The organism is Paenibacillus sp. Y951, assembly GCF_056786395.1.
Genome location: NZ_JBXCIY010000091.1, coordinates 1 through 649, shown reverse-complemented (window position 1 = coordinate 649; position 649 = coordinate 1). Strand labels below are relative to the sequence as shown.

Here is a 649-nt window from a genome sequence, read left to right as displayed (position 1 = left end):
TTCCCATCCGGCAGCCATCTTGCAAGGTCTCCCGTACGATACATTCGCTCGCCTGGTTCAAACGGGTTGTCCACAAACTTCTCCGCCGTTAGCTCTGGACGATTCAAGTATCCGCGAGCCAACCCGTCACCCGCGATGCATAGCTCTCCTGGCACCCCGATTGGCGCTAGCTTGTTTGAACGGTCGATAACGTATGCCCGGGTATTGGCTATCGGATGCCCAATTGGTAGCGTTCCCCCGTTAACCGCCTCTTCCCCTATCCGATAACAGCACGCGAAGGTTGTACTTTCCGTCGGACCGTAACCGTTGATCAGCTGCAGCCCTTCGATTTCCATCGCCTTTTTCGCATGTTGCGCGGAGACGATATCGCCGCCTACGAGCAACTGGCGTACTCCTTTTAATCCTTGCAGGCGATGCTCCACCATGACGTTAAACAGACCTGACGTTAACCATAGAATCGTCACGCCATACGTTTTGATCCGTTCCGCCAGTTCTTCCAGCGTCGGTATGCCTGGCGGCATTAGTACCAACTTCGCGCCGTTCAGCAAACTTCCCCAAATTTCAAATGTCGCCGCATCGAAGGAAACCGTCGAAGCCTGTAAAAAGACATCATGTTCCGTGATGCGCACATAGTCCGCTTCCTTCACTA

Annotated in this window: 1 protein-coding gene; it reads right to left on the bottom strand. The window is 53.8% G+C overall.

Going from position 1 to position 649, the window contains the following annotated elements; translation table 11 throughout:
* On the bottom strand, positions 1 to 629 hold a 629-nt coding region (locus AC1TPB_RS24985; protein ID WP_482078959.1), incomplete at its 3' end, for an AMP-binding protein.
* Positions 630 to 649 lie beyond the last annotated feature (20 nt).